The organism is Phenylobacterium sp. (genome assembly GCF_016793285.1).
GTDB lineage: Bacteria > Pseudomonadota > Alphaproteobacteria > Caulobacterales > Caulobacteraceae > Phenylobacterium.
In genome coordinates this window covers 1-8,620 of record NZ_JAEUMO010000229.1, presented here as the reverse complement: position 1 = coordinate 8,620, position 8,620 = coordinate 1, and the positions used below count along the sequence as shown (strand labels likewise).

At 71.7% G+C, this 8,620-nt stretch carries 6 protein-coding genes; 3 read left to right on the top strand and 3 right to left on the bottom strand.

Annotated features, from left to right (window positions below):
- From JNL41_RS19875 to JNL41_RS19865, 3 genes are all read right to left on the bottom strand, one after another.
- Nucleotides 1–1,212, bottom strand: a 1,212-nt coding sequence (locus JNL41_RS19875) for a DUF885 domain-containing protein (RefSeq protein ID WP_293477912.1), incomplete at its 3' end; no start/stop codon positions are given.
- 8 nt (nt 1,213–1,220) lie between these two features.
- Entirely contained in the window at nt 1,221–3,029 is a 1,809-nt protein-coding gene (locus tag JNL41_RS19870; protein ID WP_293477911.1) for a DUF885 family protein, read from the bottom strand.
- Nucleotides 3,029–4,888, bottom strand: a complete 1,860-nt coding sequence (locus JNL41_RS19865) for a DUF885 family protein (RefSeq protein WP_293477910.1) — start codon at nt 4,886–4,888, stop codon at nt 3,029–3,031. The genes JNL41_RS19870 and JNL41_RS19865 overlap by 1 nt, the downstream gene beginning before the upstream one ends.
- Before the next feature lie 204 nt (nt 4,889–5,092).
- Between JNL41_RS19865 and JNL41_RS19860 the strand changes: the two genes are divergently transcribed.
- The 3 genes from JNL41_RS19860 to JNL41_RS19850 form a co-directional block, all read left to right on the top strand.
- The gene (locus JNL41_RS19860) at nt 5,093–6,400 is read left to right on the top strand and encodes a M20/M25/M40 family metallo-hydrolase (RefSeq protein WP_293477909.1); all 1,308 of its coding nucleotides are present in this window, start codon (nt 5,093–5,095) and stop codon (nt 6,398–6,400) included.
- A 4-nt stretch (nt 6,401–6,404) separates the two neighbouring features.
- Nucleotides 6,405–7,853 (top strand): S41 family peptidase, encoded by a 1,449-nt coding sequence (locus tag JNL41_RS19855; RefSeq protein ID WP_293477908.1) that lies wholly within the window; start codon nt 6,405–6,407, stop codon nt 7,851–7,853.
- The coding region (locus tag JNL41_RS19850; RefSeq protein ID WP_293477907.1) for a TIGR03862 family flavoprotein at nt 7,850–8,620 on the top strand (771 nt) is incomplete at its 3' end. The genes JNL41_RS19855 and JNL41_RS19850, both read left to right, overlap by 4 nt.

Below are 8,620 nucleotides of genomic sequence, written 5' to 3'. Positions count from 1 at the left end.
TCCGGGGAAGTAGTGCTGGGCGGCGCCGGGGATCTCGCGGAACGCCTCGACGCGCCTCACCACCAGGTCGGCCTTGGGGAGGATGCCGAAGTAGGCCGGCAGCTTCTTCTTCATGCCCGCGAGGTAGCCGTCGGCGAGCTTGAGATACTCCGCCCGCCCCTCGTCGGTGTTGGGCAGGTAGAAGCGCTTGTCGGTGCGCATGAAGACGAAGAATTCGGGCAGCGTGCCGGTGAAGCCGGTCTTGGCCTTCACCCTCTCCATCTCGCCGCGGATACGGGCGACCTCGCTGAGGCCGAGCTGGTGGATTTCCTCGGCGGTCATGTCGGTGGTGGTCTGCAGCTTCAGCGCCGCGTCATAGTAGGCCTTGCCGTCGGGCAGCGCGCCGGCGCCCTTGGCGTCCGCGCCGGTGCTGGCGGCGTCGGCGGTGAGCCAGGCCGAGACGCGGTCGTAGGCGGGCTTCATCTGGCCGGTCATCGCAGCCGCAGCGGCCTTCACGAGGGCGTCGGCCCTGGCGTCGTCGATCCTGCCGCCGGCCTTCAGCGCCGCGACCTTCTTCTTGAAGTCGGCGTACATCGGCGAGTCCGGACCGTCCGAGAACGGCGCGCCGGTGGTGACCCGGGCGAGGTCCTTCTGGCCCTGGACGTAGTCGAAGCGGGGCATGCGGATGCCCTCGGCCGCGGCGGCCTTGGCGCGCACCAGCATCTGGTCCAGCGCCTCGTCGATCAGGCCGATGCGCGCGACATAGGCCTCGGCGTCGGCCGGCGTGTCGACACGGTGGAAGTTGATCAGGAAGTTGGGCAGCCCCGTGTGGGCCGCGCCGCGCGAGAAGACGTAGCGGTGGCGGCGCCACCTGTTGCGCAGTTCGGCCTGGTCGAGAGCGAGGACCCACATGTCGTAGGAGGTGCGCGCCTCCTCGCCCAGCCTGGCCGGGTCGAACTTCGCCCTCATGCGGGCCACGCTGTCCCTGCGCCAGGCCAGCACCTTCTCGCCCTGGGCCTCGCTTCGGTCGGTGAGGCGGTCGTACTGCTCCTTGCGGCCCTGCGAGGTCAGTTCCTCGGGGTCCATCTGCACTTCCGCCTCGTACTCGGCGTCGAGGAAGGCGGTGAGCTGCCTGTCGAGGTCGCCGGTCTGCGCGGCCGCCGGCAGCGCGGCGACGAGGGCGGCGCCCGCCGTCGTGGTGAGGAACGTGCGACGGTCGAAGTGCGATGTCATGGGGGTACTCAGGCTTTCTGTGAGGCGGTCCAGCGCCTGGCGACGCCTTCGAGGACAGTCAGGGGCATCGCGCCACCGGCGAGGACGGCGTCGTGGTACTGGCGGATGTCGAACCTGGGGCCGAGGGCCTTCTGGGCCTCGCTGCGCAGGCGCAGCCAGGTGAGCTTGCCGACCATGTAGGCGCAGGCCTGGCCCGGGCGGACGCAGTAGCGCTCGATCTCGGTGGCGGCCGACGAGGTGGGGCTGCCGTCGATCGAGGTCATCGTCGCGATGGCCTTCTCGCGGCTCCAGCGCATCTCGTGCAGGCCGGTGTCGACGACGAGGCGCGCGGCGCGGAACAGCGAGGCCTGGATCTGGCCCAGTTCGCCCAGCGGGTCGTCCCGGTACTCGCCCATCTCGAGGGCGACCTGCTCGGCGTAGAGCGCCCAGCCCTCGCCGAAGGCCGGGAAGCCGGCCAGCTTGCGCAGCGTCGGCTGGTCGGCTTCGATCTGCAGCGAGCGCTGCAGGTGATGGCCCGGGATCGCCTCATGGTAGGTGAGCGTCTTCAGGGTCCAGCGCGGGTTCTCGGCGCTGTCCCGCAGATTGATCCAGTAAATGCCGGGGCGCGAGCCATCCAGCGAGGGGCGATTGTAGTAGCCGCCCGGCGCGCCGGCCTCGATGAACTTCGGCACGCGGCGGATCTCGACGTCGGCCTTGGGGACCTTGCCGAACATGGTGGGCAGCCGCGGCCGGATCTCGGCGACCACCGCGTTCAGGTCGGCGATCAGCTTTTCCTTGCCGGCGTCGGTGTTCGGATAGTGGTGCGTCGGATCGGCGAAGAGCGTGGCGATGCGTTCGCCGACCGTGCCCTGGGTCATCCCCTGCTTGGCCAGCAGGACCTCGGCGCGGGCGCTCAGCTCACGGGCCTGCTCCAGGCCCATCTGGTGGATCTCCCTGGGCGTGAGCTCGGTCGTCGTGAAGTTGCGCAGCGCGTCGCGGTAGTAGCCCTCGCCGCCGAGGAACTTCCAGACGCCGGCGTCCGGGCGCGCGATGGCCTTCAGCCCGTTCATGGCCGCGATCTGGCGGTCGAGGGCGGGGTAGACGTAGGCCGTCAGCGCGCGCTCGGCCGCGGCGGCGTAGTTGCCCGCGATCCCCTTCTCCTTCACCCCCTCGGTGAGCTGGGTGACCAGCGGCGACGCGCCCGGCTCGGAGGCCCGCAGCGCCGTCATCTGCGCGATCGTGCGGTCGCAGATGAAGTCGGGCGGGACGACGCCGAGGTTGCGGTCGCGCTGCGCGCGCTGGACCTCCTGATCCATGACCACCGAGAAGGCGACCAGGCGTTCGAGGTAGGCGTCGGCGTCGGCCTTGGTCTCGATGGCGTGCTGCGTCCCCAGGAAGTCCGGGATGTCCTGGTAGGCCCCCGTGAGCTGCGACAGAACATAGGGCTCGCCGGCCCCCTCGTAGCCGTAGGCGTATCTGCGGCCGGCCGCCTCGTCGCCCGCGAGCGTGAAGAGGACGGCGTCGTAATTCACCTGCTCGCCGGGGCTTAGCCGGGCGCGGTCGACCGTCCTCAGCAGCCTGAGATGCGCGGCGGTGCGGTCCTTGTCCTCGTCCAGGCCCTGGATCGAGGCGTCGGAGAGCTTGCCCTTGGCGGCGGCGCGGGCGCCCTTGTCGAGGCCGAGCGCGGTGACCGTCTCGGGGTCGTCGTCCAGGACCTCGTCGAAGATGCGGTCGAAGACGGCGCGGAGCTTCGTGTCCTCCGTTGTGGCGGCGGCGCTCGCCGCGGCAGGAACGAGGGCCGCCCCGGCCGCGGCCAGCAGGAACGCCCGCCGCCGCATCAGGCCCTGGTCGCGGCGATGTAGTTGTCGATCACGCTCTCCAGCGCAGTCAGCGGCATCGAACCCGAGAGCAGGATCGCGTCGTGGAACTTGCGCGGGTCGTAGCGGTCGCCCAGCGCCGCGCGGGCCTTCTCGCGCAGGCGCAGAATGGTGAGCTTGCCCACCATGTAGCTGCACGCCTGGCCGGGCCACACCGAGTAGCGCTCGATCTCCTGGGCGGCCAGCGGCTCGGGGTCGCCCTCGATGTTGCGCATCTCGGCGATGGCCTTCTCGCGGCTCCATTTCAGGCTGTGCAGGCCGGTGTCGGTGACCAGGCGCGCCGAGCGCAGCAGGGCATCGTGGATGTAGCCGAGTTCGTTCAGCGGCTCGCCCTGATAGAGGCCCATCTCCTGGACGACCTGCTCGGAGTAGAGCGCCCAGCCCTCGGCGTAGGCGCCGAAGCCCTGCACGCGGCGCAGCATCGGCAGGTCCGCTTCGCGCTGCATGGCGATCTGCATGTGGTGGCCGGGGATGGCCTCGTGGAAGGTGGTGGTCGGAAGGAACCAGTACGGGCTCTCGGCCGTGTCGCGCAGGTTCAGCCAGTAGATGCCGGGGCGCGAGCCATCCAGGCTCGGAGCTTCGTAATGGGTCGAGGCGCCCTGCTCCGTCGTGGCCGGGATACGCCGGATCTCGACGTCGGCCTTCGGCAGCGTGCCGAACTGCTCGGGCAGGCGGGCGCGGATGCGGGCGACCTCCTTGTTGAGGTCGGCGATGATCCTGGCCTTGCCGGCGTCGGTGTTCGGGTAGACGCCCTTCTTCGACCTGTAGAGCGCCTGGTATCGCTGGCCGATGCCGCCGCGCGTGAAGCCCAACTGGTTGAACAGGACCTCGGCGCGGGCGTGCAGTTCCCTGGTGACGTCGACGCCCATCTGGTGGACCTCGGCGGGCGAGAGCCTGGTGGTCGTGGCGTTGGCCAGCGACTGGGCGTAGTAGGCCTCGCCGTCGGGCAGGCGCCAGACGCCGGCGTCGTGCTTGGCCTTGCCGCGCAGTTCTTCCATCAGCGCGATCTGGCGGTCGAGCGCGGGCAGCACCTTGGCCTCGTAGGCGGCGCTGGCCCTGGCGGTCCAGTCGCCGTCGATGCCCTTGGCCTTGGCGCGCTCGGCCAGCGCGCTGACCAGCGTCGACTTGGCGGCCGGGACCCGCAGGCCCTTCATGCCGCTGAGACAGCCCTTGATCGCAAAGTCGGGCGGGACGACGCCCAGGCCGACGTCGCGGCGGACCCGCTCGATCTCCTGGTCCATGACCCGGCCGATGGCTTCGAGGCGCGAGAGATAGGCGTCGCAGTCCTCCTTGCTCTCGATCCGGTGCTGGGTGGCCATGAAGTCGGGCGCGTCCTGCCAGACGCCGGTGATCTGCGAGAGCACGTAGGGCGCGCCGGCGCCCTGGCGGCCGTAGACGAAGCGGGCGTCCGCATCGGCCGTCGACTGCAGGTCGAAGAGGATGGAGTCATAATTCACCGCCGCCATGCCGGTGAGCGCCTTGCGGTTCACGGCCTTCAGGCGGCGGAGTTGGTCGGCGTTCAGCTTCTTGCGGCGGTCGACGCCCTCGATGGAGGCGTCGGAGAGCTTGCCCGCCTCGTCGGCCAGCTTGCCCTTGTCGAGACCCAGCGAGGTGGCCAGCTCGGGGCTCTCGCGCAGGTTCTCGTTGAAGAAGTCGGTCATCAGCTTGTTGAGGTGCGACTCGGCCGACGGCGGCTTCGGCGGCGGCGGCGCCTGGGGCGGCGGCGGCGGGATCGGCGGCAGGTTCTCGTCAGCGGTGGCGCATCCGGTGAGCGCGACCGCGCCCGCCAGGGTCAGTATCTGCCGACGGCTATGGATCAAGGTACGCCTCCCCAATTCGACCCGACGTGTGCGATCCGACGTGTCGGGCGCAGGCTTAGGGCCGGCGTCCGTCGGGCGGCAAGCCGGGCCGGCGCGATGGAAACATTAAATCCGAGTAATACGAAATGGCTTGCCGCCGGCCCGCGGCGCGGGCAGGTCGGTTTTCGTCGTCCATCCCGGCCCGATCGCAAGGATTCCATCACGATGTTCGGTGTTTCGCGGCATGTCCTCGCCGCCGTCCTCTCGCTCACCGTGGCCCTGCCGCTGGCCGCCGACGCGGCCCCTGCGGCCAAGCCCGGCGCGGCCGACAAGACCATCGCGGCGATCCGCAAGACCCCGGGCTTCAAGGCCGCACAGGCGGCGCTGGACGCCGACCACGACCGCATCGTCGCCGAGACCATCCAACTGACCGAAATCCCCGCCCCACCGTTCAAGGAGACGGCGCGCGGCCAGGCCTACATGGCGATGCTGAAGGCCGCCGGGCTGACCGACGTCGAGATGGACGCCGAAGGCAACGTCATGGGCCTGCGCCGCGGAACCGGCCCGGCCGGCGCGCCGCTGGTGGTGCTGGCAGCGCACCTCGACACCGTGTTTCCCGAGGGCACGGACGTGAAGGTGCGCCGCGAGGGGACCAAGCTGCACGCCCCGGGCGTCGGCGACGACACCCATTCGCTGGCCGTGGTCCTGGGCTACATCCGCGCTCTGGACGCGGCGAAGATCAGGACGAAGAAGGACATCCTCTTCGTCGGCAATGTCGGCGAAGAGGGGCCGGGCGACCTGCGCGGCACGCGCTTCCTGTTCGGCAAGGGCAAGTACAAGGACCGGATCGCCGCCTTCTTCTCCATGGACGGAACCTCGGCGGACCGGGTGACCTATGGCGCGGTCGGTTCGCGGCGCTATCGCGTGACCTTCAAGGGCCCGGGCGGCCACAGCTATGGCGCGTTCGGGCTGGTGAACCCGATGGCGGCCATGGGGACGACCGTGGTCGAGATGAACAGGATCCGCACGCCGACGCAGCCGAAGACGACCTACATGACCAGCGTGGTGGGCGGCGGCACCTCGGTGAACTCGATCCCGGACGCCATCTGGCTCGAGGTCGACATGCGCTCCGAGAGCGCGGCCGAGCTCGCGAAGATCGACGGCCAGTTCCTGGCGATCGTGAAGGCCGCGGTGGACCAGGAGAACGCGGCGCGCTCGACCCGCGCGGGGGCGATCAGCGCCGACGTCAAGCAGATCGGCGACCGTCCGACCGGGGCCACCAAGGAAGACGCCGAGATCGTGCAGTTGACCTCGGCGGCGGTGAAGGCGGCGGGCTTCACGCCGATCCTGGGCGCGAGTTCGACCGACTCCAACGTGCCGATCAGCCTGGGCATCCCGGCTGTCACCATCGGCTCGGGCGGCGACGGCGGCCGGGCGCACGCGCCGGACGAATGGATCGACGTCTCCAAGCCGGAAAGCCTGAAGGGCATGAGCGTGGGTCTGGCGGCCTTGCTGGCTGTGGCGGGGACCTGACGACGTGGGGCGGCGGCTCGCGGCGGCCGTCCTGACCCTGGCGCTTGCGGCCGGGCCGGGGGCAGCTCAGGAGGCGTTCCGCCCAGAACCGTGGCTGGCCGACCTCGACCAGTTGCGCGACGCTCTGAGCGCCGGCTACGCCAATCTCGACTGGCAGGCCGAGCGGGGCATGGACCTTCCCGGCGCGTATGCCCGGGCGCAGACGCGGATCGCGGCGGCGCGCGATGTCTACGCGGCGCGCCGCGTGTTCGACCGATTCCTCGCGAGCTTCGCCGACGGGCACCTGGAGGTCCGCTGGCCGACACCGCCGGCGTCGACCATGCCGCCGCCGGCCGCAGAACCCGACCTCTGCGCGCGCCTCGGCTACTTCGACGTCGGCGATGCCGGCGCCATCGCCACGCGCCTGCCGGGCTTCCGGCATGTGGGGCGCGCAGACGCCCACCTGCCGGCCGGCGTCGTTGCCGTGGCCGGGCGGAAGGTGGGCGTGCTGCGGATCCCGATCTTCACGCCCAGCGGCTTGCCGCGCCTGTGCGACGAGTTGCTGGCGCAGGCGAAGCTGACCCGCCAGAGCGCGTGCGACGACGCCTGCGCCGCGCGGCTGGTCGAGGCGGCGGACACGGCGTTCGTCGAGGAGATGCGGGGCCAGGTGGCCGCCCTCGCCGCCGAGCGGCCGGACGTCCTGCTCATCGACATCGCCGACAACGGCGGCGGCAACGACAGCCCGCTGGCGCTCGCGCGGCTGGTGACCGCCCGGCCCGTCCGCCGCCCGCCCATGGCCCTTGTCCGCGGCGCGCCTGCGGCCGAGGAACTGGCGGCGCGGCAGGTCGACGTGAAGGCCGCGCTCGGGTCCGGGCCGCCCGCCCAGCAAGCCGCCCTCGCCCGCTTCGACACCGACCTGACGCACGCCGTGGCCGCGGCGCGCACAGCGTGCGACCGCCGCCCGCTCTGGACGGGCGCCGCGCCCGGCTGCAGCGGGCTGGTCGACGAGCCGGTCTACGATGGACCGCTGCCGCCGCGGACCGCGGGCCAGGCCCTGCCGGACTGGGTCCAGGTGGCCTCGCCGACGGCGCGGTTCCCGGCGGTGACCGCGCTGTGGCGCGGGCCGCTGGTGGTGCTCGGCGACTGGAACTCGGCCTCTTCGAGCGAACTGTTCGCGGCGATGGTGCAGGATGCCGGCGCGGCGGTGGTCGTGGGCTCGCGCACCTTCGGCGCCGGCTGCGGGCACGTCACCCGGGCGGCGCCGGTCATGCTCGCGAACAGCGGCGGCGTGGTCTCGATGCCGGACTGCGTGCGCCGGCGCGCCGACGGATCGAACGAGGTGGTGGGAATCCAGCCCGACGTGGCGGTGGGCCTGCAGATGTACGACAGCCCGCGCCAGCGGCTCGAGCTGGTCTCGGCCGCCCTGCCCGCCGCGCTCGACCTCGCGGCGCGCCGCGCCCGAGCCCCGGAATGACCCGCGTCGCCGTCGTCGGCGGGGGACCGGCGGGGTTGTTCGCGGCCGAGCGGCTGGCGCAGGCGGGCTGTTCGGTCACCGTCTGGGAGCGCATGCCGTCGGTGGGGCGGAAGTTCCTGATGGCCGGGCGCGGCGGGCTGAACCTGACGCATTCCGAGGATTTCGAGGCGTTCGTGGCGCGGTACGGCGTGGCGGCGGACTGGGCGCGCCCGATTCTGGCGGGCCTTCCGCCGACCGAGCTCGTCGCGTGGGCCGAGGGGCTCGGCCAGCCGACGTTCGTGGGCTCGTCGGGGCGCGTGTTCCCGAGGGCGATGAAGGCCTCGCCGCTGCTGCGGGCCTGGCTGGCGCGGCTGGCGGACCTGGGCATGACGATCCGCACGCGCAGCACGTGGCTGGGCTGGGCGGACGACGGGGCGCTGCGGTTCGCGACGCCGGAGGGCGAGGTCGCGATGCGGCCGGACGCGACGGTGCTGGCGCTCGGCGGCGCGAGCTGGCCAAAGCTGGGGTCGGACGGGGCGTGGGCCGCGTGGGTCGGCGACGTCGCGCCGTTCCGGCCGGCCAACATGGGCTTCGACGTGGCGTGGAGCCCGGTGATGCAAGGGTTCGCCGGCCAGCCGCTCAAGGGCATCGCGCTGAGCTTCGGCGGCCGCACCGTCCGCGGGGAGGCGATGGTGGCGCACTACGGCCTCGAAGGCGGCGCGGTCTATGCGCTGTCCGCCCCGCTCCGCGACGCCATCGAGACGAACGGCTCGGCCGTGGTGAGCTTC